The organism is Spirillospora sp. CA-108201 (genome assembly GCF_050936235.1).
Classification (GTDB): domain Bacteria; phylum Actinomycetota; class Actinomycetes; order Streptosporangiales; family Streptosporangiaceae; genus Spirillospora.
Window position 1 is genome coordinate 1,196,649 of record NZ_JBNJNE010000001.1, and the last position, 26,905, is coordinate 1,223,553.

Below are 26,905 nucleotides of genomic sequence, written 5' to 3' on the forward strand. Positions count from 1 at the left end.
CTCCATGGTGCACGACCGGGGCGGGCGGCACGCGGGCGCCCGTCCCGCCTCGCGCAGGGGTCGGCTGTGAGGCCCACTTAACGCGTCGGTGACGGCGAAGATCCTCGCGGGTAATACGGGCCGCCGAGGATCGGGCCCATGGGAGCCGACAGCAGACCGGACCAGCGCCTGGTCGTCGCCGGCCACGGGCCGGCCGCGCACCGCCTGGTGGAGGCGGTGCGCGAGCGCGACCCCGCCGGCACGTGGACGATCACCGTGATCGGCGAGGAGCCCCGCACCGCCTACGACCGGGTGGCGCTGACGACGCACCTGGAGGGCGCCGACCTCGCCTACCCGGCGCACGACGGCGCGGTGACCGTGCGGACGGGGGAGCGGGTCACCGGGATCGACCGCGCCGCCCGGACGGTCGCGACCTCGGCGGGGCGCGCCGTCCCCTACGACGCCCTCGTCCTGGCCACGGGATCCTCGCCGTTCGTCCCGCCGGTCCCGGGCGGGGACCTGCCGGGCGTCTTCGTCTACCGCACGATCGACGACCTGGACGCGATCCGCGCCTACGCGCGGGGCCGGCCCACCGGCGCCGTCGTCGGCGGCGGCCTCCTCGGCCTGGAGGCGGCCCGCGCGATCCAGGGCCTCGGCCTGCGCAGCGGCGTCGTGGAGGTGGCGCAGTGGCTGATGCCGCGCCAGCTCGACGAGGGCGGCGGCGCGATGCTGCGCCGCCACATCGAGGCGCTCGGCATGGCCGTGCACGCGGGCACCCCCATGCGCGCCCTGGAGGCGGGCGGGGACGGCTCCGTCCGGCGCGTCCTCCTGGAGGACGGCACGGTGCTCGACGCCGAGGTCGTGGTGTTCTCCGCCGGGATCCGCCCGCGCGACGAGCTGGCCCGCGGGTGCGGTCTGCCGGTGGGGGAGCGCGGCGGGATCGTGGTGGACGCCTCCTGCCGCACCGAGGACCCCGCCGTGTTCGCGATCGGCGAGTGCGCCCTGGTGGGCGGCACGGTGTACGGGCTGGCCGGGCCCTGCTTCTCGATGGCCGAGGTGGTCGCCGACCGGCTGCTGTCCCCCGCGAGCACGGCGGTGTTCGAGGGCGCGGACATGTCGACCAAGCTCAAGCTGATGGGCGTCGACGTCGCCAGTTTCGGCGACCCGTTCGCCGGCCCCGAGCGGGGCGCGCTCGGCGTCACCTACACCGACCCCGTAGCCGGGGTGTACAAGCGGCTCGTCGTCAGCGACGACGCGCGGACCCTGCTCGGCGGCGTCCTCGTCGGCGACGCCGAGTCCTACGGCACCCTCCGCGCCCATGTCGGCGGGAGCCTGCCGGGGGCGCCCGAGCAGATGCTGTTCGGCGGCACCGAGGCGGCGGGCGGCGACCTCCCCGGGACCACGGTCATCTGCTCCTGCAACAACGTCACCGCCGAGGGGATCCGCTGCGCGGTCGCCGAGTGCTCCCTGACCGACGTGGCGGGCGTGAAGGACCGGACGCGTGCCGGGACGAGCTGCGGCAGCTGCGTCCCGCTGGTGAAGCGGATCCTGGACGCCGAGCTGACCGCCGCCGGGATCGAGGTCGGCAAGGCGATCTGCGAGCACTTCGACTTCAGCCGCGCCGAGCTGTTCGACATCGTCCGGGCGGGGCGGGTCGCGAGCTTCACCCAGCTCGTCCAGGAGCACGGGACGGGCCGCGGCTGCGACATCTGCAAGCCCGCCGTCGCCTCCATCCTCGCCAGCCTCGGCAACGGCCACATCCTGGAGGGCGAGCAGGCGGCGCTGCAGGACACCAACGACCACTTCCTGGCCAACCTGCAGAAGAACGGCACGTACTCGGTGGTCCCGCGGGTCCCCGGCGGGGAGATCACCCCCGAGCGGCTCATCGTGATCGGGGAGGTGGCGCGCGACTTCGGCCTCTACACCAAGATCACCGGCGGCCAGCGGATCGACCTGTTCGGCGCGCGCGTCGAGCAGCTGCCGGAGATCTGGCGGCGGCTCGTCGAGGCCGGGTTCGAGTCCGGCCACGCCTACGGCAAGGCGCTGCGCACGGTGAAGTCGTGCGTCGGCTCCACCTGGTGCCGCTACGGCGTCCAGGACTCGGCCGCGATGGCGATCCGGCTGGAGCTGCGCTACCGGGGGCTGCGCGCCCCGCACAAGCTGAAGTCGGCCGTGTCCGGCTGCGCCCGCGAGTGCGCCGAGGCGCAGAGCAAGGACTTCGGCGTCATCGCCACCGAGAACGGCTGGAACCTCTACCTCGGCGGGAACGGCGGCATGCGGCCCAGGCACGCCGACCTGTTCGCCACCGACCTCTCCGACGACGAGCTGATCACCTGCGTCGACCGGTTCCTGATGTTCTACATCCGCACCGCCGACCGGCTGCAGCGCACCGCGGGCTGGATGGAGTCCCTGGACGGCGGCCTGGACTACCTGCGCGAGGTCATCGTGGACGACCGGCTCGGCATCTGCGCCGACCTCGACGCGGCCATGGCGCGCCACGTCGCGTCCTACTCCGACGAGTGGCGCGACACCCTGGACGACCCCGAGCGGCTCCGCCGGTTCGTCTCGTTCGTCAACGCGCCGCAGACCCCCGACCCGAGCATCGCCTTCGAGGTCGAGCGCGACCAGATCAAGCCCCTTCCCCTGGAGGTGAGGCGATGAGCCCCGCGGACGCGGCGGGCGTGGTCGTCGTCGGCAACGGGATGGCGGGCTCCCGGTTCGTGGACGAGCTGCGGTCCCGGGACGCCGCGACGCCGGTGACGGTGTTCGGCGCGGAGGCGCAGCGCCCCTACAACCGGATCCTGCTGTCGAACGTCCTCGCCGGGAAGACGCGGCCCGACCACATCAGCCTGGTCGACGCCGCCTGGTACGCCTCCCACGGCGTGGACGCCCGGCTCGGCGTCGAGGTCACCCGCGTCGACCGCGCGGCGAGGACCGTGCACGCCTCGGACGGGACGGTCACCCCCTACGGCACGCTCGTCCTCGCGACCGGCAGCACGGCGTTCGTCCCGCCGATGCCGGGTCTGGAGGACGGCCTGCCGCGCGGCGCGGAGGTGTTCCGCACGCTGGAGGACTGCCGCCGCATCTCCGGCCTGGCCGAGTCGGCGCGCCGCGCGGTGGTCGTCGGCGGCGGCCTGCTCGGCATCGAGGCCGCGCGCGGGCTCACGGGCCGCGGCCTGGAGGTGACCGTCCTGCACCTGGCCGGGCACCTGATGGAGCGCCAGCTCGACCCCGCCGCGGGGAAGGTGCTGGCCCGCACGCTGGCGGCCCTCGGCATCGGCACGCGGCTGCAGGCCGCCGTCACCGGGCTGCGCACCGCCGGCGGCGCGGTCACCGGCGTCGAGCTGGCCCTGCCCGGCGGCGGGACCGAGGTCGTCGACGCCGACCTGGTCGTCCTGTCCTGCGGCGTCCGGCCCGAGGTGGGCCTGGCCCGGGACGCGGGCCTGGCCGTCGGCCGGGCCGTGATCGTCGACGACGAGCTGCGGTCGGTCACCGACCCGGCCGTGCGCGCCATCGGCGAGTGCTCCGAGCACCGCGACGAGGTGTACGGGCTGGTGGCGCCCGCGTGGGAGCAGGCGGCCGTGCTCGCGGGGCTGCTCGCGGGCACCGACCCCGCGGCCCGGTTCACCGGCGCCCGCCAGATCACCCGGCTGAAAGCCGCGGGGATCGAGCTGGCGTCGATGGGCGAGACGCACTTCGGCGACGACGACGAGGACGTGGAGGTCGTCCGGTTCACCGACGCCGCGCGCGGCACCTACAAGAAGGCCGTGATCCGGGACGGCCGGCTGATCGGCGCGATCCTGCTCGGCGAGACCTCCACCGCCGGGACGCTCACCCAGCTCTACGACCGGGCCTCGCCGCTGCCCGCCGAGCGCCTCGGCCTGCTGTTCCCCGGCGTCGGCGGCGCGCCCGAGGCCGAGTCGCCGGTGCGGATGCCGGACGCGGCGACCGTCTGCCAGTGCAACGACGTCAGCAAGGGGCAGATCCGCGCCTGCTGGCAGCGCGGCGCCCGCACGGCCGACGCGGTCGCGCGCGACACCCGGGCGGGCACCGGCTGCGGCGGCTGCCGGTCCGCCGTCGAGGGCATCCTCGCCTGGCTGGAGGAGCAGGACACCGTGGACGTCGCCTGAGCGGGCGGCGGGTAGGCTCCGCCGCATGCTCGACGGACGCCCGCTGATCGACGCGCACGTGCACGCCGCCCGGCTGCCCACGCTCCGCCCGGCCTGGCGGCGCTGGGCCGAGGAGTTCGGCTCGGCCCACCCCTGGCAGGACCTCTACGACGAGGGCGGCGCGCTCGTGCCGGAGCGGGTGGACGCCTACTTCGAGGGCGAGGGCGTCGACGTCGCGCTGCTGCTGTGCGAGTACAGCCCGCGGACCACCGGCACGCAGCCCATCGAGGACCTGCGTCCCCTCCTGGAGCACGACCCGCGCCGCTTCAGGCCGATCGCCAACGTCAACCCCCACCTGCACTACCCGATCGGCGCCGAGGTCGAGCGGCAGCTCGGGTTCGGCGCCGCCGCGCTCAAGCTGCACCCGGTGCACGGCGGGTTCAGCGTCGCCGACCCCGAGCTGCATCCCGCCTACGAGGTGTGCCGGGACGCCGGCGTCCCGGTCGTCGTGCACTGCGGGACGAGCTCGTTCCCCGGCTCGGTCAACCGGTACGCCGACCCCGTCGCGGTCGACGACGTGCTGCGGCTGTTCCCCGGCCTGACGTTCGTCCTCGCCCACGGCGGCCGCGGCTGGTGGTACGACGCCGCCGCGTTCCTCGCGCTGTCGCGCGAGGAGGTGTGGATCGAGCTGTCCGGCCTGCCGCCCCGCCGGCTCCCCGAGTACTACGCCCGGCACGACCTGCGGCGCCTGGCCCGCAAGTTCGTCTTCGGCACCGACTGGCCAGGCGTGCCCGGCATCGCCCGCAACGCCCGCGCCGTCGCCGCCCTCGGCCTGGACGAGGAGACCCTCGCGCTCGTCCTGGCCGGGAACGCCCTGCGGATCTACAAGGGCCTGACCGTCCCGTCCACCCGAGAGGACCACCGCATGCCCGACGAGGGCCCCTTCACCGACGACGTCGTGCGGCAGATCGCGCGGCACATGAACGAGGACCACGCCGCCGACTGCCTGACGATCTGCCGCGCGCTCGGCGGGCGCCCCGGCGCGACCGCGGCCCGGATGACCGGTCTGGACGCGGAGGGCATCGAGTTCGCCGTCGCCGACGGCGGCGTCGAGCACCCGGTCCGGATCCCGTTCGGCGAGCGGCTCACCGAGCGCCCGCAGGTGCGCCGCGAGGTCGTCCGGATGACCGAGCGCGCCCGCGCCGCGCTCGGCGGCGGGCTGGACCTTCCCGACGCGCCGTAGGTAAGGTAGCCGACATGGCGTCGGAAAAAGAGCCGTTCTCCGCGCGGCTGCGCGCCGCGACCTGGAGCGACCACGGCGACAACGAGACCTCGGCCTACATGGGCGCGCTCGCGGAGGGCCGCCTCGAGCGGCACGAGTACGCCGTGCTGGTGGCGCAGCTCCACCCCGTCTACGACCTGCTGGAGCGGGCCGCCGACCGGATGGCCGGCGATCCCGTCGCCGGCGGCTTCGACCTTCCCGGGCTGCGCCGCCGCGAGGCGCTGGAGGCCGACCTCGCCTTCTTCTACGGGCCCCGCTGGCGCTCGCGCGCGGAGCCGAACGACGCGACGGCCCGCTACTGCGACCGGCTGCGCGAAGTGTGCTTCGACTGGCCGGGCGGGTTCGTGGCCCATCACTACACCCGCTATCTGGGCGATCTGTCCGGCGGGCAGTACATCGGGCTCCAGGTCCGCAAGACCCTGGACCTGCCCGCGGGGGCCGACGGCGTCCGCTTCTACCGCTTCGCGGGCAAGCCCAAGGCCTACAAGGACCGCTACCGCCGGCTGCTGGACGCCGCGCCGTGGGACGCCGCGGAGCAGGCCCGGGTCATCGGCGAGGTCAGGGCCGCCTACCGGCTCAACGCCGCCCTCACCGCGGAACTCGACGAGCACCTGCGCCGCGACGCCGCGTGACCGGCCGCTGACCGGCGCGAACGTCTATTCTGTCGGAAATACGAATATCGGACGGCCGGAAAAAGGGTGCGGTTTCGGGGGCGGGCTGGGGGAGATCCGTTAGGCAGCCGAGGGGCCCGCCGGGGCCCCCGACCCCCCACGGAGGCCGACATGCTCGCGATCGTCGCCGCGATCGTCTTCGCACTCGCCCTGCTGTTCGACCTGGCCGACATCTCCTCGGACGCCATCAACAACGGCACCCTGACCGTGCTCGGCCTGCTGCTGATCGCCCTGCACCTCGGCGGCGTCGGCACCGGCGCCTCCGCGAACTGGCGGCCGCGCCGCCGCGGCCGCCGGTGACCGCCCGCCGGCCGCGGCGGTCGGGGCTCACGACGCACGCGAGAAGCGGACCCGGCGGCGCGCCGGGTCCGCCTCCTCCAGTCGCACCCTGACCTGCTCCCCGAGCGGCAGCCCCTCCCCGTCGCAGCGGCCGAACACCGGCGGCGCCACCAGTTGGACGCGTCCGCCGGTGCGGTCGCCGTTCACGTCCACCACCACCCCGTCGAACACGTCCCCGACATGGTCGCGCAGGAGCAGCGCCTCGACCAGGTCGACGCACGCGTGGTCGATGTCCGCGCCGCGGCGCAGCGCCCGCTGCATCGCCTCGGGCAGGAGCGGCAGCGCCTCCCGCGCCCAGCCCGGGACGGGCCGGTCCGCCGCGAGCGCCAGGCACACCTCCGTGGCGTACCGGTCGGCCAGCCGCCGGATCGGGGCGGTGACGTGCGCGTACGGGGCGGCGACGGCGGCGTGCGCGGGCTGCTCGGGCGGCGCGCCGTCGAAGGCGGTGTACCCGGCGCCGCGCATCAGCCCCGCCGCGTCGTGCAGGAACGCCGCGTGCCGGGGGAGCACCGGGTCCAGGGCGCGGACGATGTCGCCGTAGGAGGCGTCCCCCGGCCAGGAGACCTCCAGCGCCCGGGCGGCGAGCCGCAGCCGCTCGACCGCCTCGGCGGGCGCGGGCGGCATGGTGCGCAGCAGCCCGACGCCGCCGTCCAGCATCAGCCGCGCCGCGGCCCGCCCGGTCAGCAGCGAGATCTGCGCGTTCCACGCATCGGTCGCCAGGTCGCCGCGCAGCTTCAGCGCCCAGCCGCCGCCCGCGTGCACGACCTCCTGCTCGGGCAGCGGCAGGCTCACGCCGCCGCGCGCGGCCTCCGCCGCGATGAGCCGCTCGCCGATCTCGCCGAGCAGCGCGATCCGCGGGTCGCCGTCGCCGCGGCGGGCGGTGGCGTAGTCGAGCCGGTCGCGGCTGCGCACGAGGGCGCGGCGCACGTCCACGCCGGTGATCCGCCCGGCGTCGTCGACGTCGATCGTCCACGCGACGGCGGGACGCTCCCGGCCGGGCAGCAGGCTCGCGCTTCCCTCCGACAGGGGGCGCGGGTGCAGCGGCGCGTTCGCGTCCGGCAGGTAGAGCGTCACGCCGCGGGCGCGCGCCTCGGTGTCGAGCGCGCCGCCCGGGCGGACGAACCCGGCCATGTCGGCGATCGCGTACCGCACCCGGTGCCCGGATCCGCGCCGCTCCAGGTGCATCGCCTGGTCGAGGTCGAGCGAGCCGGGCGGGTCCAGGGTGAAGAAGGGGACGTCGCGCAGGTCCACGCGTCCGTTGGGGGGCGGCGCGGAGGCGGCGGCCTCGGCGAGGGCGGCGGGCGGGAACGCGCCGGGCACCGAGAACTCGGCGCGGATCCGGTCGAGGCCGGCGCGGACCTCGGCGTCGGCCTCGACGGTACGCAGTCGCAGCGGTCGGCGCGGCACACGACCGAGCGTACGGGACGAACCCGGCGATCCCGCTGTGAATCTACAATGTAAAGGCGCCGGGTCCGCCGGCCGGAACGGGGTTGACCTGCCTCACTCGTCGGGGGAGTCCGCGAACGCGCGCAGCCCCGGCGGGTCCTCCACAGTGATCTTTCGCCAGCCGGTGCTGACCAGTCCCTCGCGCCGCAGCGTGGACAGCGCCCGCGCGACGGTCTCCCGGGAGGCGTCCATCCAGCTGCCGAGCTCCTCCTGGGACAGCGGCGGCCCGATCGCGATCGCCCCGCCGGCGGCGGGTGGGACGTGCCGGGCCGACAGGTCGGCGAGGCCCGACAGCAGGATCGCCAGCCGCCGGGCGCCCTGCGCCGACACGTGCGCCCGCAGCCTGCGGTCGGCGTCGTCGAGCCGCCGCACGAACGTGCCGCTGACCAGCCGCCACACCCGCGGGTGGGCGTCCAGGAAGGCGGTGAACCGGGCCGCCGGGACGATCAGCGCCCGGACGTGGTCGAGCGCCTGCACGGTCGCCGACCGCTCGCGGCCGCCGAGCACCGCGCTCTCGCACACCAGGTCGCCGGGGCCGCGCACGGCGAGCACGACCGCCCGGCCGTCCTCGCCGGCGCAGGTGACCTTCGCCCAGCCGGACTCGATGACGATGATGTGGTCGGAATCGTCGCCCTGGTAGCACAGGGGCGTCCGCGGCTGGTAGCTCCGGGCCCGCCCGGCGGCCCGCAGCGCCGCGCGCTCCCGGCCGTCCAGCGCGGCCCAGAAGCCGCCGCCGGGGCTCGCGGCGAGACCGCCGCGTGGTCTGGTCCGCTCGCTCACGGCACGTCCGTCTCCGGTCGGGGGTTCGGATGAACCGGTACCCACGGCAATCGGGGGGAGTGGGGCGTTGAGGCCCGAGTGCCGCGGGTACCGGTCGCCTGCATGTGCCAATGAGAACCCATCACCGATCCGCATGCTGCACGCCGGAGACCGCGCTGTCTGTGTCATCTGACACTCTCGGCGCAAATTGCAGCGAAATCGGCGATCAGCGTGAGAGGGCGTTCAGGAGCCGGTTGACCGGGCCGGACAGGTTCCAGGTGTCGGCGAGCCGGACGAGGGCCTCGGCGTCGCGCGGCTCGGCGGGCAGCCCGTCCTCCAGGCCCGCCAGCTCGGGGGCGTCGATGTCGGTGACGACCCGCACCACCGTCTCGGCGGCGGCCAGGTACTCGCGGGCCGCCTCCATCCGGCGGCGCGCGCCCGCCGGGAACCCCTCGTCGGTGCCGGCGTCCAGCGCCGCGAGGATCCCCTCGACCGTGCCGAACCGGGTGACGAGCGCGGCGGCGGTCTTGTCGCCGACCCCCGGCACACCGGGTAGCCCGTCGCTCGGGTCGCCGCGCAGTGTGGCGTAGTCGCCGTAGCCGCGGCCCGGGATGCCGTACTTGGCCGCCACCTCCTTCTCGCCCATCACCTGCAGGTTCCGGATCCCCCGGGCGGTGTACAGGACGCAGACGGGGGCGCGGTCGTCGACGAGCTGGAACAGGTCGCGGTCGCCGGTCACGATGTCGACCGGCCCGTCGGCCGCCCCCCGCACCGCGAGCGTCCCGATGACGTCGTCGGCCTCGTAGCCCGGGACGCCCGCGCGCGCCAGCCCGAAGGCGTCCAGCACCTGCTCGATGACCGGCAGCTGGGCCTCCAGCGCGTCGGGCGTCTGGTCGCCGCCGTCCTCGGCCACCCGGTGCGCCTTGTAGGAGGGCAGCGCCTCCACCCGGAACGCCGGGCGCCAGTCGGCGTCCATGCAGCACACGAGCCGCTCGGGCCGCCGGTCTTGGACGAGACGGGCGATCATGTCGACGAGTCCGCGCACCGCGTTCACCGGCGTCCCGTCGGGGGCCGTCACCGACTCGGGGACCCCGAAGAAGGCGCGGAAGTACAACGACGGCGTGTCCAGCAGCATCAGCCCGCTCATGGGCCACATGCTGCCACGCGGGCCGGGTCGGCGGCGCCCGGACGCTCCTGGGATCCTGGTACCGGCCACTGGAGAGGATCGGAGATATGGAGACGGATGTGACAACGGAGTTGTATCCGCGCGAGCGCGTCGGCCTGGTGCGCGCGGCGACGGCGAAGGCGGGCCTCGGGGCGGTGCTGCTGACGCCCGGCCCCGATCTGCGGTACGTCACCGGGTACGACGCCAAGCAGCTCGAGCGGCTCACCTGCCTGGTGGTCCCGGCGGACGGCGAGCCGTTCCTGGTCGTCCCCCGGCTGGAGCTGCCCGCCGCGCAGGAGTCGCCGGCGGGGTCCCTCGGCGTCGAGCTGGTGCCGTGGGACGAGACCGACGACCCCTACGCGCTGGTGGCCCGCCGGCTCCCGGGGGACCCCGGGACCGTCGGCGTGGCCGACCGGATGTGGGCGGTGATGGCGCTGCGGTTCCGCGCCGCGATGCCCGGCGCCGAGCAGGTCGCGGCCGGGAGCGTGCTGCGGGAGCTGCGGATCCGCAAGAGCGCGGCGGAGGTGGCGGCGCTGCGCGAGGCGGGGGAGGCGATCGACCGGGTGCACCGCCGGGTCCCGGAGCTGCTGAGGGCGGGCCGCACCGAGCGCGAGGTCGGCCGCGACATCGCCGACGCGATCATCGCCGAGGGGCACGCGCAGGTCGACTTCGTCATCGTCGGCTCGGGCCCGAACGGCGCCAACCCGCACGCCGAGCTGTCGGACCGGGTCATCCGTCCCGGCGAGCCCGTGGTGGTCGACATCGGCGGGACGATGCCGAGCGGCTACTGCTCGGACTCGACCCGCAACTACTGCGTGGGCGAGCCGCCCGCCGACTACCGCGCGTACTTCGCGGTGCTGGAGGAGGCGCAGCGGGCGTCGTGCGCGGCCGTGCGGCCGGGAGCGACGCCGGAGGCGGTGGACGCGGCGGGCCGCGGCGTCATCGCCGCCGCCGGGCACGGCGAGCACTTCTTCCACCGCACCGGCCACGGCATCGGGCTGGAGTCGCACGAGGACCCCTACATCGTCGCCGGCAACCTCGAGCCGCTGGAGCCCGGGATGGCGTTCTCGATCGAACCGGGCATCTACCCCGGCCCGCACGGCGCCCGCATCGAGGACATCGTCGTGTGCACCGAGGACGGCTTCGCGCCGATGAACGTGACCGAGCGCGGGCTGGTGATCGTGGACTGACACCGGTCGGGGCGCTGCGGCGCTCCGGACGACCGTGGGCATGAACGGGTTTGCGTTCATGCCCACGTGCTGTTTTCGGGCAGCGCAAATTGAGACGGAAACAGCTCGGTAACGATCTCTGTATCAAATGCGCCGGAGCGTGCCCCCGCCGGTTGCGATCGGGGTGTCCGGCCCTGTACCTCCTTGTTGCACTGTTACGCGGGAGTAAGTCAAATTCTTCCGCGTCGACGTGCCGTGACGAAGAGGAGACGCCGTGGCAGAGGTCGACCTGACCAGCGTCGGGAAGGTCTATCCCGACGGCACGCGGGCCGTGACCGACCTGGACCTCCACATCGCCGACGGGGAGTTCCTCGTCCTGGTGGGCCCGTCGGGCTGCGGCAAGACCACCGCGCTGCGCATGGTCGCCGGACTGGAGGACATCTCCGAGGGCGAGGTCACGATCGGCGGGCGGGTCGTCAACCGGGTGCCGTCCCGGGACCGCGACGTCGCGATGGTGTTCCAGAGCTACGCCCTCTACCCGCACCTGTCGGTGCGCGACAACATCGGCTTCGGGCTCTCGCTGCGCAAGCTGCCGAAGGCCGAGATCCGCGAGAAGGTCGACCGCGCCGCGCGGACCCTGGGCCTGGCCGACTACCTGGACAAGAAGCCCCGCAACCTGTCGGGCGGGCAGCGCCAGCGCGTCGCGATGGGCCGCGCGATCGTCCGGGAGCCGCAGGCGTTCCTGATGGACGAGCCGCTGTCCAACCTCGACGCCAAGCTGCGCGTCCAGATGCGCGCCGAGATCGCCCGGCTCCAGCGCGACCTCGGCGTCACCACCGTCTACGTCACCCACGACCAGACCGAGGCGATGACGCTCGGCGACCGGGTCGCGGTGATGAAGAAGGGGCGCCTGCAGCAGGTCGCGGCGCCGCAGGAGCTCTACGACCGGCCGGCGAACCTGTTCGTCGCCGGATTCATCGGCTCACCGGCCATGAACCTGGTCCAGGGCACGCTGTCCGGCGACGCGGAGAACCCGCGCCTGGAGATCGGCGGCCAGACCCTGACGCTCCCGGCCGAGGTGCTGACCGAGCGCCCGGCCCTGGCGTCCCGCCTCGGGGGCGACGTCGTCGTCGGCATCCGCCCCGAGGACATGGAGGACTCCGAGCTCGTGGAGGCGCCCGAGGGGTCCGGGCTCGCCTCCACCGCCGACCTCGTGGAGGCGATGGGCTCGGACGTGCTGGTGCACTTCGCGATCGAGGCGTCCCAGGTCGTCACCGAGGACACCAAGGAGCTCGCGCGCGACGCGGGGACCGACGTGCTGGGGAACCTGGAGAGCCCCCGCACGGACCTGGTCGCGCGGTTCAGCCCGCGCACCCGCGTGAAGGTGGGCGACCCGGTGACGGTCCGCGTCGACACCGGCCGCCTGCACTTCTTCGATATCGAGTCCGGCGCGTCGATCTGGGGAACAGGCGACGCCGCTCCGGCCAGGGAGGATGAGGAATGAGCGTCAGCTTCGCCGGCGGGGGGACCGCCCCCCGCAGACAGCGTTCCGCCGGCTTCGGCAGGCGCGTGACGGGAGCCGCCGTCGCGGCGGGAATGCTCCTGTCCGCGGCCGCCGCGTGCGGCGGCGACGACAAGGACGGGGACGGGTCGTCGCCCTCCGGCGGGGGTGAGCTGAAGGGCACCACCATCGAGGTCGCGGCCAAGTGGACCGGTCCTGAGGAGGCGAACTTCCGCAAGGTCCTGCAGGCGTTCGAGAAGAAGACGGGTGCGAAGGTCAACTACGCCTCCACCGGTGAGAACACCGACGCCTACCTCGGCCCGCGCATCGAGGCCAAGAACCCGCCGGACGTGGCGATCCTTCCGCAGCCGGGCCTGATGCAGCAGTACGCGGGCAAGGGGGCGCTCAAGCCCCTGGGCGACGACGTGGTCTCGCAGGTCGGCCAGAACTTCGCGCCGTACTGGAAGGAGCTCGGCTCCTCCGACGGCAAGACCTACGGCGTGATCGTCAAGGCGGCCTACAAGTCGATCCTGTGGTACCGGCCGGAGGCGCTCGACGAGGCCGGCGTCCAGCCGCCCGCGGCATGGGCCGACCTGACCAAGGCGGCGGGCACGCTGCAGGACGCGGGCACCACCCCGTTCACGCTCGCCGCGGGGCCGCAGGACTCCTGGACGCTCACCGACTGGTTCGAGAACGTCTACCTGTCGCAGGCCGGGCCGGAGAACTACGACAAGCTCGCCAAGCACGAGATCAAGTGGACCGACCCGAGCGTGGGCAAGGCGCTGCGGACGCTCGCCGAGGTCTGGGGCAAGCCCGACTACCTCAACGGCGGGGTCGCGACCGCGACCAAGACCAAGTTCGACGAGTCGGTCACCCAGGTGTTCGGCCAGCAGAAGGCCGCCATGGTCTACGGCGGCGACTTCGCCGCCGCCAACATCGGCACCACCAAGGCCAAGGTCGGCACGGACGCCAAGGTGTTCGCGTTCCCGAAGGCCGGCGACACCGCCCCGGCGATCCTCGGCGGCGACGTCGCGGTCGCGCTGAAGGACGGCAAGGGCGCGCAGGAGCTGATGAAGTACCTCGCCTCGCCCGAGGCGGGCACGGTGTGGGCCGGGCTCGGCGGCTACCTGACGCCGAACAAGAACGTCAAGCCGGACGCCTACTCCGACCCGATCGCCAAGCAGCTGATCACCCAGCTCCAGCAGGCAGGCGACGCAGCACGCTACGACATGTCCGACCTGGCGCCCGCCGCGTTCGGCGCGACGCCCGGCAAGGGCGAGTGGGAGGCGCTGCGCCAGTTCGTGCAGAACCCGACCGACGTCAAGGGCACGCAGGCCAAGCTGGAGGCCGAGGCGGCCAAGGCGTACAAGTAGGGCCCACAAGTAGGGAAACCCTTGATGAAGGCTCCGAATGAGGAGGTGCCGCCGGCCGCGACGGCCGGCGGCGCCGCCGCCATCGACGCGCCGCCCGCCCGCCGCGGCGCGCGCGGCGCGCGCGAGCGGCTGACCCCGCCGTCGTGGCTGGCCCTGATGTTCCTGCTGCCGGCGCTGCTGCTGCTCGGCTTCCTCGTCGTGTACCCGATCGTCTACTCGGTGATCCGCAGCTTCTTCGACGCCTCGGGCGGCTCGTTCGTCGGCGTCGACAACTACACCGGTGTCTTCCAGGGGCACGACAACCTCGTGGCGGTGCGCAACACCGCCATCTGGGTCGTCGTGGCGCCGAGCGTGGTGACCATCGTCGGCCTCGTGTTCGCCGTGCTCACCGAGCGGATCCGCTGGGCGACGGTGTTCAAGCTCGTGGTGTTCATGCCGATGGCGATCTCGTTCCTCGCCTCCGGCGTGATCTTCCGGCTGGTGTACCAGCAGGACCCGGACAAGGGCGTGGCGAACGCGGCGATGGTCGCGGTCCACGACATGTTCCGGCAGGACACCACCTACCCGGGGGCCGGGCCCCGCAACGGCGGGAACGCGCCGGTCCGCGAGGACGGCGGCGCCGTGGTCTCGGTGCGGCCCTACTCGGCGGGGCAGAGCGCGCTCATCCCGCTGCTGAAGATCAAGCCCGAGTACCTTCCGAAGGACGCCGAGCCCGCCGCGCCGCCCCCGGCGGCCGCGCCTGGCCGGCTGACCGGCACGGTCTGGTTCGACTTCACCCGGGGCGGCGGCGGGCAGCAGAACGCCCCGAACTCCGGCGAGTCCGGGCTGCCCGGCATCCGGGTGGAGGCGGTCCAGGGCGGCAAGGTCGTCGCCAAGGCCACCACGGAGGCCGACGGCACCTTCACCCTGCGGAAGGTGCCCGCCGGGACGTACACGATCCGGCTGCCCAAGGACAACTTCACCACGGCCTACCAGGGCGCCGAGTGGCTCGGCGACACCCTCATCACCCCGGCGATCATCGGGTCGTACGTGTGGGTGTGGTCGGGCTTCGCGATGGTGCTGATCGCGGCCGGGCTCGCCGCCATCCCGCGCGACGCCCTGGAGGCGGCGCGGGTCGACGGCGCCACCGAGTGGCAGGTGTTCCGGCGGGTGACGATCCCGCTGCTCGCGCCCGTCCTGATGGTGGTGCTGGTGACGCTGGTCATCAACGTCCTGAAGGTCTTCGACCTCGTCTACATCATCGGCGGCGGCGATCCGAACGCCAGCGTGCTGGCGCTGCAGATGTGGACCGAGTCGTTCGGCGGCGGCAACGACCAGGGCTCCGGCAGCGCCATCGCCGTGCTGCTGTTCGTGCTCGTGCTGCCCGCCATGCTGTTCAACATCCGGCGAATGCGGCAGGAGCGCAAATGAGCACCGCGGAGAAGGGCGCGCAGGCGCCCTCCGGGGCGGAGGCCGGCGGCGCGGCGGGCGCGCCGCGGCGCGGCCTGGCCGCCCGGGTCGTCGGCAGGGCCGGCGGCGGCGCCGCGCAGGCGCTGCTGGTCCTGGTCGCGCTGTTCTGGCTGGTGCCGACCCTCGGCCTGCTGGTCGCCTCGCTGCGCTCCAACGAGGACAACAACGCCGACGGCTGGTGGAGCGTGTTCGCCAAGCCGGCGCAGCTGACCGCGGAGTCCTACAGCGCGCTCCTGGACAAGGGCGACTTCGTCGACTCGTTCTGGAACACGGTGCTGATCACCGTCCCGGCGACGTTGCTGGTGGTCGCGATCGCCTCGCTGGCCGCCTACGCGTTCGCGTGGATGGAGTTCCCCGGCCGGGACTGGCTGTTCCTCGGAGTCGTGGCGCTGCTGGTGGTGCCGGTCCAGGTCGCGCTGATCCCGGTCGCCAAGCTCTACGGCTACATCGAGTTCGGAAGCTTCCACATGTTCGGCTCGGTCACCGGCGTGGTGCTCTTCCACGTCGCCTTCGGGCTGCCGTTCGCCATCTTCCTGCTCCGCAACTTCTTCGCGGCGATCCCCCGGGACCTGCTGGAGGCGGCGCGGATGGACGGCGGCTCGGAGTGGACGATCTTCCGCCGGGTGATCCTCCCGCTGGGCGGCCCGGCGATCGCCTCGCTCGGTATCTTCCAGTTCCTGTGGGTGTGGAACGACCTGCTGGTCGCGCTGGTGTTCGCCGACACCGGGTCGCAGCCGATGACCAAGTGGCTGCAGTCGCAGATGCGGCAGTTCACCGGCAACATCGACATCCTCGCGCCCGGCGCGTTCCTGTCCCTGATCGTCCCGCTGGTGGTCTTCTTCGCGTTCCAGCGCTACTTCGTCCAGGGGGTCCTCGCCGGCTCGGTGAAGTGACGGCCCGCGAGGACGACGGTGCCCACGGCCCTGCCAGGGCCGTGGGCACCGCCCGGTTCCGGCGGGTGCTCAGCCGGACTTGCGCAGGTCCGCGGCGGCGTGCCGTTCGGCGACGTCGGAGTGCCCGATGGCCAGGCCGCTGGACGGGTCGAAGAAGTGCAGGCGGCGCGTGTCGACGGCGAGGTCCACGTCCTGCCCCGGGCGCACGTGCGAGCGGGAGTTGACGCGGGCCGTCCACAGCGCCTTGTTGTCGATCAGCGGGATCGCCTCGGTCTCGCCCTCCGCGGCGTCCTCGGCCAGGTCGGCGGTGTCCTTGTGCTCGACCGGCGGGGCGTCGATCGTGAAGATCACGTTGATCTCGCTGCCGAGCTCCTCGGTGACGCTGCTGCGCACCGCCATCGGCGCCCAGTCGGGCTGCGCGTGCGCGGAGTCCTCGAAGTCCGACGGGCGGATGCCGAGGATGACCTTCTTGCCGAGGTAGCCGTCCAGGCCCGGCTTGCCGTCCACGACCGCGGCCGGGACCGGCAGCGTGTAGCCGGCGAAGGAGACCCGCGCCCCGCCGTCGCCGGTCTCGAGGTCGGCGAGCACGAAGTTCATCGCGGGCGAGCCGATGAACCCGGCCACGAACAGGTTGACGGGGTTGTCGAAGAGCCGCTGCGGGGTGTCGACCTGCTGCAGCCTGCCCTCGCGCAGCACGCACACCCGCGAGCCGAGCGTCATCGCCTCGACCTGGTCGTGGGTGACGTACACGGTGGTGACGCCGAGGCGCTCGTGCAGTTGGCTGAGGGACGCGCGCATGGACACGCGGAGCTTGGCGTCGAGGTTGGACAGCGGTTCGTCCATGAGGAACGCCTGCGGCTGGCGGACGATCGCGCGTCCCATCGCGACGCGCTGCCGCTGGCCGCCCGACAGCGCGGCCGGCTTGCGGGACAGGTACTGCTCCAGCCCGAGCATCTTGGCGGCGTCGCGGACCTTCTGCTTGATCTCCGCCTTCGGGGTGCCGCGCAGCTTGAGGCCGAACGCGAGGTTCTGCTCGACCGTCATGTGCGGGTAGAGGGCGTAGTTCTGGAAGACCATCGCGATGTCGCGGTCCTTCGGCGCGAGGTCGTTGACGACCTGCTCGCCGATGGAGATCTTCCCGCCGGAGATCTCCTCCAGCCCGGCGATCATCCGCAGCGCGGTGGACTTGCCGCAGCCGGACGGCCCCACCAGCACCATGAACTCGCCGTCGCGGATCTCCAGGTCGAGCCCGTCGACGGCCTTGACTCCGCCGCCGTACACCTTGTCGACCCCGTCCAGCACGATCTTGGCCATCGCAACCCCTTGTGGAAACGTTTCCGTCGCCCCCCGCCGAGCAGGGGATATGTCGTATTGGCTGGAGTAAACATCATGGAATCGTTTCCAGGGGAGACGTCATCGTGAGAAGATGATCGAAACAGGCGGAAAGGGGCGGCGCGCGGATGGCGGAGCGGCGGTCGGCGACGATCAAGGACGTGGCCGCGGCGGCGGGCGTCGGCATCGCCACGGTGTCGCGCGTGTTCTCCGGGACGGGGTCGGCGAGCGCCGCGACCCGCGAGCGGGTGCTGGCCGCGGCCCGCGAGCTGGACTACCGGCCGAGCGCCCTCGGACGCGGCCTCAAGCTGCGCCGCAGCGGCGGCATCGGCCTGGTCGTCCCCGACGTCACCGACCCGTTCTGCGCCGAGGTGGTCGCGGGCGTGCTGGCCTGCGCCCGCACCCTCGGCGAGCACGTGATCGTGGACGCCGCGCACGGCGACCCCGCCCGCGAGGCCGAGATCGTCGACCGGCTCGTCGAGCAGCGGGTCGACGGGATCATCGCGCTGCCCGCCGGGGACGAGGCCGACTGGCGCGCCGCGGCGAGGGTGTGCTCCAGCGTCGTGTTCGCCGACCGCGTCCTGCCGGGGCTGCCGGACATCCCGTCCGTGCTGGCCGACGACGCGGGCGGCGTGCGGTCCCTCGCCGAGTACCTCGCCGGGCTGGGGCACCGCCGCATCGGGTTCCTCGGCGGCGTTCCGGGCCGTCCCGCGGGGGTGCGCGAGCGCGCCTTCCGCGAGACCCTGGCCCAGCTGGGCGTGCCCGTGGAGGAGGACCTGGTCGTGGCCGCCCGCCCCGCCCGCGACGCGGCCTACGCGGCGGCCGCCGGGCTGCTGCAGCGCCGCGCGGACGTCACCGCCGTCCTGGCCGCCGGCCACCTGCTCGGGGAGGCCGCCGTCCTGGTCGCCCGCGAGCTGGACCTGCGGGTGCCGGCCGACGTGTCCATCGCGATGGTGGACGACGTCGCGTGGGCGGAGCTGTGCGATCCCCCGCTCACCGCCGTGGCCAGGCCCGGCCACGACATCGGCTACCGCACCTGCGAGCTGCTGCTGCGCGAGCCCGCCCGGCGCGGCAGGGGAGGACCCGTCCTGCTGCCGACGGAGCTGGTGGTGCGCGGCAGTTGCGGGCCGCTGCGCGCCGCGCGCCGGTAGCCCCGCGCCTCGCGCGCCGGTGGTCCCGCGCCTCGCGCGCCGGCGGTCCCGCGCGGGGAAGCCGATCCGTGATCGGGCGGGGGCCCACGCACGGGCTCCGGCGCGCTAGATTTCCCGAGTGGAGGAGATCGATCGTCAGATCATGGCCCTGCTGGCCGACGACGGGCGGATGAGTTTCACCGATCTGGCCAAGGAGACGGGGCTGTCGGTGTCGGCGGTGCACCAGCGCGTCCGGCGGCTGCAGAAGCGCGGCGTCATCAAGGGCTTCGCCGCCCAGCTCGACACCGGGCAGATCGGCCTGCCGCTCACCGCCTTCGTGTCGATCAAACCGATCGACCCGGCCGCCCCCGACGACGCCCCCGACCGTCTCGCGCACCTGCAGGCGATCGAGGCGTGCCACTCGGTGGCGGGGGACGAGAGCTACATCCTCAAGGTCCGGGTCGCCTCGCCGAACGAGCTGGAGGACCTGCTGCAGAAGATCCGCGCCGCCGCGAACGTCGCGACGCGCACCACGGTCGTGCTCAGCACCCCGTGGGAGGCTCGCCGGCCGCCCCTGTAGGTCACGTCCCGGGCGCGAACGCCTCCAGCGCCTCCAGGGCGCGGTCCAGCGACGCGTCCGGGTCGGCGTCCGGCCCGGTGATCTCGGGGTCGAAGTTCAGGTCGGCGAACAGTTCGGTGACGCCCTGCCGCGCCAGCGCCCCGAAGTCGCCGCGGATCTCCTCGAAGGAGCCGGTGAGCGGGCGCCGGCCCTCCCTCCCGGCGGGGCGGACCCGGACCGCGCCCCGGCACACGAACCGCAGGGCGGACGCGTCGCGCCCGGCCTCCTCGGCCGCCTGCCGCACGACGTCGACGGAGCGGCCGATCGCGGCGAGGTCGGCGCGGCTGGAGCTGACCCAGCCCTCCGCCAGCCGGCCGGCGCGCCGCAGCGCGGGGTCGGCCCCGCCGCCCAGCAGGATCGGCGGCCCCGACGGCTGGAGCGGGCGCGGGTCCATGATCACCGGCGGGATGTCGTAGAACTCGCCGCGGAACCGCGCCGCGTCCCCCGGGCCGCCGGCCCACAGGGCGCGCAGGGCGGCGATGAACTCCTCGGCGCGGGCCCCGCGCCGCTCCATCGGGGCGCCGACCGCGGCGAACTCCTCGCGCATCCAGCCGATCCCGAGCCCGAGGTCCAGGCGGCCGCCGCTGACGTGGTCGAGGGTGGCGGCCTGCTTGGCGAGGATCGGCGGCGCGTAGAACGGCAGGTTCACGACCGCGACGCCGAGCCGCGCCCGGGTGGTGTGGGCGGCGAGGTAGGCCAGGGTGATGAGCGGGTCGGGGACGTCGCGGTAGGTGAGGTCCGTCGACCCGGCCGGGTTGAGGACGCGCTGCAGCGTCCACAGCGAGCGGTAGCCGAGCTCCTCGGCCCGCCGCGCCACCGTCACCTGGTTGCGCGGGGTCGCCCACGCGCCCGATCCCGGCACCGCGAACCCGATCTCCATGGCGTCCCCCTCCCGCGCCGGCGGAACCTTACAACGTCAAGGGCGGCGCCGGCGGCGGCCGCCCCGTCCGTCGTCATGGTAGGTACCCGGGCGCCGGCGGCCCGACCCCGGGTCAGCGGCGGCGGAACGCGGCGCGCAGCGCCGCGTGGGCGGACGGCGGGGCGGCGACGTGGTCGAGGGCGAGGAGCGCGGCGCCGAGGAGCGGGGGTCGTCGGGGACGAGCAGCTGGGCGCGGGGGGCGAGGGCGGCGTAGCGGTCCGCGACCGCGTCCATCAGCAGCGGCCGGCGGGCCGCCAGGACGCCGCCGCCGAGGACGACGTCGGCGGGGGCGTCCAGCAGGTCCAGGCGGCGCAGCGCCACCGAGCCGAGGATCGCCACCTCCTCGGCGAGCCGGAGCACCACGCCGCGGGCCGCCTCGTCGCCGGACTCGGCGATGCCGAGCAGGACGGGCGCGAGGGCGGTGAGGCGCCCCTGGTCGATCTCGCCGAGGTGGAGGGCGAGGCCCACGTCGATGGCGCGGGCCGTGCCGAAGTGGGCGGCGACCGCGGCGGTCAGCGCCGTCTCCGGCCCCCGGCCGTCCTCGCCGCGGATGGCGTGCCACAGCGCCGCGCGGCCCAGCTCCCCGCCTCCGCCCCAGTCGCCGGTGTGGGGGCCGAGCGAGGGGAACCGCGCGGTGCGCCCGTCGGGGGCGACGCCCGCGCAGTTGATGCCGGCGCCGCAGACCACCGCGACGCCCCAGCCCTCGGTGACGGCGCTGCGCAGCAGCGCGAACGTGTCGTTGCCGACCGCCACGCTCGGCGCGGCGCCCCGGGCGAGCAGGAGTTTCTCCAGCCTTTCCTCCTCGCCCGGCAGGTCGACGTTGGCCAGGTAGGCGGCCACGTGGACGACGTCATCGGCCCGGGCGCCGGCGTCCCGCAGCGCCCTGCCGATGTCGGCCGTGAGCGCGTCGAGCGCGGCGTCGAGGCCCGCGGCCTGCGGGCGGAACCCGTCGCCGCGCACGGTGGCGAGCAGCTCGCCCGCGGTGGTGGCGACGGCCGCGTCGGTCTTGCTGTTGCCGCCGTCGACGGCGACCAGCACGCCCGCGGCCATCAGGCGGCCCACGGGAGGTGGGCGCGGTTGGCGGCGACCAGGTCGCGGGCGAGGCGCTCGGCGAGGTCCGACCGGCCCACGAGCGGATGCGCGAGCAGCGCGGCGGCGACCCGGTCCACGCCGCCGCGCAGCGCCGCGTCCAGGGCCAGCTCCTCGTACGCCGACACGTGCGCGACCAGCCCGGCGAGCAGCGGCTCCAGGGGCGGGACGGGCAGCGGCACCGCCCCGGACCCGGTGATCCGCGCCGGCACCTCGATGACCGCGCGGTCGTCGAGGAACGGCAGCGTGCGGTGGTTGCGCACGTTGACGACCTGGACGTCGCCGCGGCCGCCGAGCAGGGACGCGGCCAGCTGCACGGCCGCCTCGGAGTAGAAGGCGCCGCCGCGCTCGCCGAGCCGGGCGGGCTTGGTGTCCAGGGCGGGGTCGGCGTAGGCGTCCAGCAGGTCGCGTTCGAGCGCGGCGACCTCCTCGGCCCGCGACGGCGCGCCGCGCTGCTCCTCCACGACGCGGTCGTGCTCGTAGAAGTAGCGCAGGTAGTAGGACGGGACGGCGCCGAGGGTCCGCAGGAACGGGGCGGGAAGGCCGGAGACGGCGGCGAGGTCGCCGGGGTGCCGGTCGAGCAGGTCCGGCAGGACGTCGTGCCCGTCCAGCAGCACCGACCGGACCCAGGTGAGGTGGTTGAGCCCGGCGTGGCCGAGGCGGACCCGGTCGGGCGGGACGTCCAGCAGCGCCGCCGCGCGCCGCTGGAACCCGATCGCGACGTTGCACAGGCCGACCGCGCGGTGCCCGGCGTCCAGCAGGGCGCGGGTGACGATGCCGACCGGGTTGGTGAAGTCGATGATCCAGGCGTGCGGGGCCCGGGCGGCGACGCGGGCGGCGATGTCCAGCACGACCGGGACGGTGCGCAGCGCCTTGGCGAGGCCGCCGGCGCCGGTGGTCTCCTGCCCGACGCAGCCGCGGGCCAGCGGCAGCGTCTCGTCGACGTGCCGGGCCGCCTGCCCGCCGACGCGCAGCTGGATCAGGACGATCGTCGCGTCCGTGACCGCCGCGTCCAGGTCGCCGGTGGTGACGACGCGGGCGGGGTGCCCCGCGCGGGCGAGCATCCGCGCGGCGAGCCCGCCGACGAGCCCCAGCCGGCGGGCGTCGGGGTCGGCGAGCACCAGTTCCGAGACCGGCAGCGCCGCGTGCGCGCGCGCGAGCCCGTCGACCAGTTCCGGGGTGTAGGTGGACCCGCCCCCGATGACCGTCAGCTTCAACCTTTCACTCCCGTCAAGGTCACGCCCTGGATGAACACGCGCTGGGCGAGGAAGAACACCACCAGCACCGGCAGGATCGTCAGCAGCGTCGCGGCCATGGTGAGGTTCCACTCGACGTGGTGGGCGGCGCGGAACATGGCGACGCCGATGGCCAGCGTCCAGTGGTCGGGGTCGGCGTACACCAGCGGCCGGAAGTAGTCGTTCCAGCAGTAGAAGAACTGGAACAGCGCGACCGCCGCCAGGGCGGGCTTGGCCATCGGCAGGACGACCCGCAGCATCGTGCGCAGCTCGCCGCAGCCGTCCACACGCGCGGCGTCGGCGTACTCGCGGGGGATCGTCATCAGGAACTGGCGCAGCAGGAAGATGGAGAACGCGTCCCCGAACAGCTGCGGGATGATCAGCGGCCACAGGGTGCCGGTCAGCCCGAACCGGGCCCACACGATGTACAGCGGCACCATGGTCACCTGCGGCGGCAGCATCATCGCCGAGATCACCACGACGAGCGCCAGGTTGCGGCCGCGGAACCGGAACCGGGCCAGCGCGTACGCCACCGGGACGCTGGAGACCAGCATGAACAGCGTCGACAGGCCCGCGTACACGGTGCTGTTGACGGTCCAGCGGACCATGTCGCCGCTGAGCACCTCGGCGAAGTTGGCGAAGTGCCAACCGTGCGGCCACAGGTCGCCGCCGAGCGCCTGCCGGTCGGTCATCACGGCGGTCAGCAGCATGAACGCCGGCGGCGCCAGGAACATCACGCCGATCGCGACGGCGGTCGCGTGCACGGCGAGCCACAGCAGCGCCCGGCGGGCGCGCCCTCCCCGGATCACTGCGCCTCCTCTCCGGCGAACGCGTGGAACCGGCGGAGCAGGAGCACGGTGAACGCCATCGCCGTGGCGAACATGACGAGCGCCAGCACGCAGGCGTAGCCCATGTTGAACTGGCGGAACCCCTGGTCGTACAGCCACTGCGGGAACGTCAGCGTGGAGCCGTCGGGGTAGCCGGGGGAGTACTGGACGCCGGGCAGGTCGGCGCGCCCGGAGGCGACCTTGCCGGCCACCATCGGCTGCGTGAAGTACTGGAGCGTCTCGATGACGCCGGTGACGGCGGAGAACGCCAGGACGGGGGACACGGTCGGCAGCGTGATGTGCCGGAACCGGGCCCAGGCGCCGGCGCCGTCGATCGCGGCGGCCTCGTACAGCGAGGCGGGCACGTCGAGCAGCGCCGCCAGCATGATGATCATGACGTCGCCGACCGCCCACAGGCCGAGCAGGGTGAGGCCGGGCTTGGCCCAGGCGGCGTCGTTGAAGAAGTCGGGCAGGGTGATCCCGAGCCGCGCGGCGAGCGCGGGGAAGGGGCCGGTGCCGGGGTTCAGCAGGAACACGAACGCGACCGTGGCCGAGACGGGCGGGACCAGGTACGGCAGGTAGAGGATCGAGCGCAGCACGCCCGCGCCCCGCCTGATCCGGGTGAGGAGCTGGGCGGCGCCGAGGCCGAACAGCACCCGCAGCGGGACGAGGACGGCCACCAGCCACAGGGTGTTGCGCATCGCCGTCCAGGCGTCGCGGTCGCGCAGCAGGTAGGTGTAGTTGTCGAGGCCGACGTACTCCAGCGTGAACAGGTTGTAGCGGGTGAAGGAGAAGTAGACGGTGGCGGCGAGGGGGTAGGCGAAGAACAGGCCGAACCCGGCGAGCCAGGGGGACAGGAACGCCAGGACCCGGAGCCGGCGGCGGCGTCGCGCCCGCGCGGCCGCCGTCACGCCCCGCGTCCAGGGGAGCGGGAGGCGCGGTGAGCCGGATGCCACGGTCAGCCTCCGGCGAGCTTGAGGGAGTCGTCGACCTCGCCGTCCAGCTTCTCCAGCGCCCGGCCGAGGTCGCTCACCTTGCCGGGCTCCCACTCATCCTGGGTGAACTTCTCGAACCGGACGACGTAGTCGTTGCCGTTCGGCGTCGGCGGCGTGGTGGAGCTGTTGGGGTTCCGGAAGACGTCGAGGAACGTCCGGAACTGCGGCGGGAGCGTCAGCTTCGGCGAGGCCAGGGCCGGGATCGTGGAGGGCACGTTTCCGAGCGCGTTGGCGAAGGTGACCAGCGCGCCGGTGTCGGTGGTGAGGTACCGGACGAACTCCCAGGCCGCGGGGGCGTGCCTGGCGCCGCGCGGGATCCCGATGACCGTGCCGGTGACGAAGCCGCCGCCGTAGGCGCCGGCCCGGTCGTCGGAGACGGGGATCGGCGCGGTGCCGTAGTCGAGGCCGGGCGCCTCCTTCTGGATGAACTTGGTGCGCCACTCGCCGTCCACGGCCATCGCCGTCCTGCCCTTCTCGAAGGGGTTGGACGACTCGAACTCCTGGCCGATCGAGCGCAGGAACTTCTTGACGTTGTCGTAGCCATACCAGTCGATGAGGCTCTTGTTCCACTTCAGGTAGGCATGGAAGGCGGGGTCGCCGGAGAAGTTGGCCTTGCCGCCGGCGGTCAGCCATGTGACGCCGAACTGCGGGGCCAGGTGCTGGACCTGGTGCTCGTAGTACTGGACGGACGGCATGAACCCGGCGACCTCGATGGTCCCGCCGGGGGCGCGGACGGTCAGCTTCTTGGCCAGCGCGGTCAGCTCGCCCATGGTCTTCGGCGGCTGCTCGCCCTTCATCAGCTTCTTGTTGTAGTAGAGGCCGTAGGCGTCGGCCAGCAGCGGCATCGCGCAGCGGGTGCCCCTGTACTCGGTGTAGCTCCGCACCGCCCGCGGGAACTGGTTCAGGTCCAGCCCGGACTCGGCGATGTAGGGCGAGAGGTTCTGCCAGGCGCCGCTCTGGCACCACTGCCCGACGCTGTCGGTGGTGAAGGACGACACCACGTCCGGCGGGTTCCCGCCGCGGATGGCGTTGGTGATGCGGTCGTCGGTCTGGCCGTTGACGAGCTTGACGGTGATGTTGGGGTGGGCCTTGTTGAAGCCGGCGACGGCGTCCTGGAAGGCCTTCACCTCGTGCGGGGCGCTCCAGCCGTGCCAGACCTCGATGGTCTGCTTGTCGCCGGACGCGGGGCCCTCGCCGGACTGGTCGCCGCCGGCCGTGCACCCGGCCGCGAGTGCGAGCCCGGCGGCGGCCGTGGCGGCCGCGAGCTGGCGCGTTGTGGTGGTGGACACTCCGGTTCTCCTTCGGGGGGTGGGGAACGGCGTGGTGAAGGGGCGGCGGGGTCAGGGGGCGGCGGGATCAGGGGGCGGTCGTGGTGAAGACCTCGTCGCGGGTCTCCCGGAGCGCCTGCTGGAGGGCCCCGGCCAGGACGGGGTTGCCCTGAACGGTGCTGAGCCGCACCCCGGGGCGCGGGATCGTCAGGCTGTGCAGGTGCTGTTCGACGCGTGCGCGGAGCGGTTCGCCGCCGGCGCGCAGGACCTCGCCGGTGAGGACGACGAGCCCGGGGTCGAGGACGGCCACGACGGTGGCGAGCGTGGCGCCGAGCCTGGTGGCGAGCTCGGTGAGGGCGCGCTCCGCGCGGGCGCCCGCGTCCGTGGCCGTGCGCCTGCCCGCGGTCTCCACGTCGGCGGCGGCGCGGCTGAGCGCGGTGGCGGCGTCCCGCCCGCGGAAGCCGTGCTCGCGCATCAGCTTCAGCACGGCCGCGCCGCCGGTGAGGCTGTGCACGCCGCCGGTGTGGGTGCGGCGCACGTCCCGCATGAGCGGGGCCCCCACGGCGGGCATGTAGCCGATCTCGCCGGCGCCGCCGGTCGCGCCCCGGTGCAGGGTCCCGTTCAGCACGACGGCCATGCCGACGCCGTCGGCGACCCACAGCAGGACGAAGTCCGACGCGCCCTCGGCGCGCACCCCGGCCCGCTCGGCCAGCGCGGCGAGGTTGACGTCGTTCTCGATCGCGACGCGCACGCCGAGCCCGCCGGCCAGGGTGTCCACCAGGTGGGGGATGTGCCAGCCGGGGATGTGCGAGGCGTAGCCGAGGCGGCCGGTGGCGGGGTCGACGGCGCCCTGGATGCCGACGACGGCCCGGTCGAGGCGGTCCCGGGTGAGGCCGGCCGCGGCGGCGGCCCCGTCGAGCGCGGCCGCCATCCGGGCCACGACGTCCACGCCGGTGCGGCCGGGGGTCGGCAGCGTGTGCTCGCCGACGACCGTTCCGGCGAGGTCGGCGACGCTGACGCGGATCCGTGCCGGGGTGACGTCGGCGCCCGCGACGTGGGCGGCGGCGCCGTTGATGCGGTACAGCCCGGCGGTGCGGCCGGGCAGGCCCTCGCGGACGCCGTGGCGGACGACGAGCCCGGCCTGCTCCAGCCGCGCGAGCAGCTGGGAGGCGGTCGGCTTGGACAGGCCGGTGAGGTCGGAGATCTGCGGCCGGGTCAGCGGCCCCCGGGCCAGCAGCGCCTCCAGCGCGGCGCGGTCGTTGATCGCCCGCAGCAGGCTGGGCGTTCCGGGGACGGGCACGGACACGGCGGCTCCCTCAGTTAAGAAAGTTTCCTAACTGAGAGGGAACGTAAGGA

23 protein-coding genes are annotated in these 26,905 nt (G+C 74.0%); 12 read left to right on the forward strand and 11 right to left on the reverse strand.

Translation table 11 applies throughout. The features are described from left to right. Positions 1-138: 138 nt before the first annotated feature. The 5 genes from nirB to ACQEU6_RS05750 all read left to right on the forward strand — a co-directional run bounded on the left by nirB (position 139) and on the right by ACQEU6_RS05750 (position 6,341). Positions 139-2,640 carry a nitrite reductase large subunit NirB gene (nirB, locus tag ACQEU6_RS05730; protein WP_499329540.1) on the forward strand — a complete coding sequence of 834 codons (2,502 nt, stop codon included), beginning with the start codon at positions 139-141 and terminating at the stop codon, positions 2,638-2,640. Then, positions 2,637-4,109 carry an FAD-dependent oxidoreductase gene (locus ACQEU6_RS05735; protein ID WP_499329541.1) on the forward strand — a complete coding sequence of 491 codons (1,473 nt, stop codon included), beginning with the start codon at positions 2,637-2,639 and terminating at the stop codon, positions 4,107-4,109. Before nirB ends, ACQEU6_RS05735 begins: the two co-directional genes overlap by 4 nt. A 25-nt stretch (positions 4,110-4,134) precedes the next feature. After that, complete coding sequence (locus tag ACQEU6_RS05740; RefSeq protein WP_499329542.1) at positions 4,135-5,331, forward strand: amidohydrolase family protein; 1,197 nt, start codon at positions 4,135-4,137, stop codon at positions 5,329-5,331. 14 nt (positions 5,332-5,345) lie between these two features. Continuing rightward, positions 5,346-6,002, forward strand: coding sequence for a biliverdin-producing heme oxygenase (locus ACQEU6_RS05745; protein WP_499329543.1), 657 nt, complete (start codon positions 5,346-5,348; stop codon positions 6,000-6,002). Between the two features lie 150 nt (positions 6,003-6,152). After that, positions 6,153-6,341: a hypothetical protein gene (locus ACQEU6_RS05750; RefSeq protein WP_499329544.1), complete on the forward strand. Its 189-nt coding sequence runs from the start codon at positions 6,153-6,155 to the stop codon at positions 6,339-6,341. Between the two features lie 27 nt (positions 6,342-6,368). On the opposite strand, the gene ACQEU6_RS05755 is transcribed toward ACQEU6_RS05750, so the two are convergent. The 3 genes from ACQEU6_RS05755 to ACQEU6_RS05765 form a co-directional block, all read right to left on the reverse strand. Beyond that, positions 6,369-7,787, reverse strand: coding sequence for an RNB domain-containing ribonuclease (locus ACQEU6_RS05755; protein ID WP_499329545.1), 1,419 nt, complete (start codon positions 7,785-7,787; stop codon positions 6,369-6,371). Between the two features lie 93 nt (positions 7,788-7,880). Beyond that, on the reverse strand, positions 7,881-8,606 hold the full coding sequence (locus ACQEU6_RS05760) for a Crp/Fnr family transcriptional regulator (protein WP_499329546.1): 726 nt from the start codon (positions 8,604-8,606) through the stop codon (positions 7,881-7,883). 205 nt (positions 8,607-8,811) lie between these two features. Continuing rightward, positions 8,812-9,732 (reverse strand): 5'-3' exonuclease, encoded by a 921-nt coding sequence (locus ACQEU6_RS05765; protein WP_499329547.1) that lies wholly within the window; start codon positions 9,730-9,732, stop codon positions 8,812-8,814. Between the two features lie 86 nt (positions 9,733-9,818). Between ACQEU6_RS05765 and ACQEU6_RS05770 the strand changes: the two genes are divergently transcribed. The 5 genes from ACQEU6_RS05770 (at position 9,819) to ACQEU6_RS05790 (ending at position 16,135) form a co-directional block, all read left to right on the forward strand. After that, positions 9,819-10,940 carry a M24 family metallopeptidase gene (locus ACQEU6_RS05770; RefSeq protein ID WP_499329548.1) on the forward strand — a complete coding sequence of 374 codons (1,122 nt, stop codon included), beginning with the start codon at positions 9,819-9,821 and terminating at the stop codon, positions 10,938-10,940. Between the two features lie 253 nt (positions 10,941-11,193). Then, a complete protein-coding gene (locus ACQEU6_RS05775; RefSeq protein WP_499329549.1) occupies positions 11,194-12,423 on the forward strand; it encodes an ABC transporter ATP-binding protein in 1,230 nt (409 codons plus the stop codon). Between the two features lie 92 nt (positions 12,424-12,515). Next, positions 12,516-13,793, forward strand: a complete 1,278-nt coding sequence (locus ACQEU6_RS05780; RefSeq protein WP_499340099.1) for an ABC transporter substrate-binding protein — start codon at positions 12,516-12,518, stop codon at positions 13,791-13,793. Positions 13,794-13,817: 24 nt separating this feature from the next. After that, the gene (locus tag ACQEU6_RS05785; protein WP_499329550.1) at positions 13,818-15,203 is read left to right on the forward strand and encodes an ABC transporter permease subunit; all 1,386 of its coding nucleotides are present in this window, start codon (positions 13,818-13,820) and stop codon (positions 15,201-15,203) included. Further along, a complete protein-coding gene (locus ACQEU6_RS05790) occupies positions 15,200-16,135 on the forward strand; it encodes a carbohydrate ABC transporter permease (protein ID WP_499329551.1) in 936 nt (311 codons plus the stop codon). Before ACQEU6_RS05785 ends, ACQEU6_RS05790 begins: the two co-directional genes overlap by 4 nt. A gap of 69 nt (positions 16,136-16,204) precedes the next feature. Here ACQEU6_RS05790 and ACQEU6_RS05795 read toward each other — a convergent pair whose 3' ends face one another. Continuing rightward, positions 16,205-17,449, reverse strand: coding sequence for an ABC transporter ATP-binding protein (locus ACQEU6_RS05795; RefSeq protein WP_499329552.1), 1,245 nt, complete (start codon positions 17,447-17,449; stop codon positions 16,205-16,207). A gap of 146 nt (positions 17,450-17,595) precedes the next feature. Here ACQEU6_RS05795 and ACQEU6_RS05800 point away from each other — a divergent pair, with 146 nt between their 5' ends. Next, positions 17,596-18,618, forward strand: a complete 1,023-nt coding sequence (locus ACQEU6_RS05800; RefSeq protein ID WP_499329553.1) for a LacI family DNA-binding transcriptional regulator — start codon at positions 17,596-17,598, stop codon at positions 18,616-18,618. Between the two features lie 118 nt (positions 18,619-18,736). After that, complete coding sequence (locus tag ACQEU6_RS05805; protein WP_499329554.1) at positions 18,737-19,177, forward strand: Lrp/AsnC family transcriptional regulator; 441 nt, start codon at positions 18,737-18,739, stop codon at positions 19,175-19,177. Position 19,178: 1 nt separating this feature from the next. On the opposite strand, the gene ACQEU6_RS05810 is transcribed toward ACQEU6_RS05805, so the two are convergent. The 7 genes from ACQEU6_RS05810 to ACQEU6_RS05840 all read right to left on the reverse strand — a co-directional run bounded on the left by ACQEU6_RS05810 (position 19,179) and on the right by ACQEU6_RS05840 (position 26,855). Continuing rightward, the gene (locus ACQEU6_RS05810) at positions 19,179-20,096 is read right to left on the reverse strand and encodes a TIGR03619 family F420-dependent LLM class oxidoreductase (protein WP_499329555.1); all 918 of its coding nucleotides are present in this window, start codon (positions 20,094-20,096) and stop codon (positions 19,179-19,181) included. Positions 20,097-20,132: 36 nt separating this feature from the next. Then, the gene (locus ACQEU6_RS05815) at positions 20,133-21,185 is read right to left on the reverse strand and encodes an N-acetylglucosamine kinase (protein ID WP_499329556.1); all 1,053 of its coding nucleotides are present in this window, start codon (positions 21,183-21,185) and stop codon (positions 20,133-20,135) included. Continuing rightward, on the reverse strand, positions 21,185-22,441 hold the full coding sequence (locus ACQEU6_RS05820) for a 6-phospho-beta-glucosidase (RefSeq protein WP_499329557.1): 1,257 nt from the start codon (positions 22,439-22,441) through the stop codon (positions 21,185-21,187). Before ACQEU6_RS05820 ends, ACQEU6_RS05815 begins: the two co-directional genes overlap by 1 nt. After that, positions 22,438-23,268 (reverse strand): carbohydrate ABC transporter permease, encoded by an 831-nt coding sequence (locus tag ACQEU6_RS05825; protein ID WP_499329558.1) that lies wholly within the window; start codon positions 23,266-23,268, stop codon positions 22,438-22,440. Before ACQEU6_RS05825 ends, ACQEU6_RS05820 begins: the two co-directional genes overlap by 4 nt. Next, a complete protein-coding gene (locus ACQEU6_RS05830; protein ID WP_499329559.1) occupies positions 23,265-24,242 on the reverse strand; it encodes a carbohydrate ABC transporter permease in 978 nt (325 codons plus the stop codon). The genes ACQEU6_RS05825 and ACQEU6_RS05830 overlap by 4 nt, the downstream gene beginning before the upstream one ends. Positions 24,243-24,244: 2 nt before the next feature. Further along, the gene (locus ACQEU6_RS05835; protein ID WP_499329560.1) at positions 24,245-25,570 is read right to left on the reverse strand and encodes an ABC transporter substrate-binding protein; all 1,326 of its coding nucleotides are present in this window, start codon (positions 25,568-25,570) and stop codon (positions 24,245-24,247) included. A gap of 67 nt (positions 25,571-25,637) precedes the next feature. Continuing rightward, a complete protein-coding gene (locus tag ACQEU6_RS05840) occupies positions 25,638-26,855 on the reverse strand; it encodes an ROK family transcriptional regulator (RefSeq protein WP_499329561.1) in 1,218 nt (405 codons plus the stop codon). Positions 26,856-26,905: the final 50 nt, after the last annotated feature.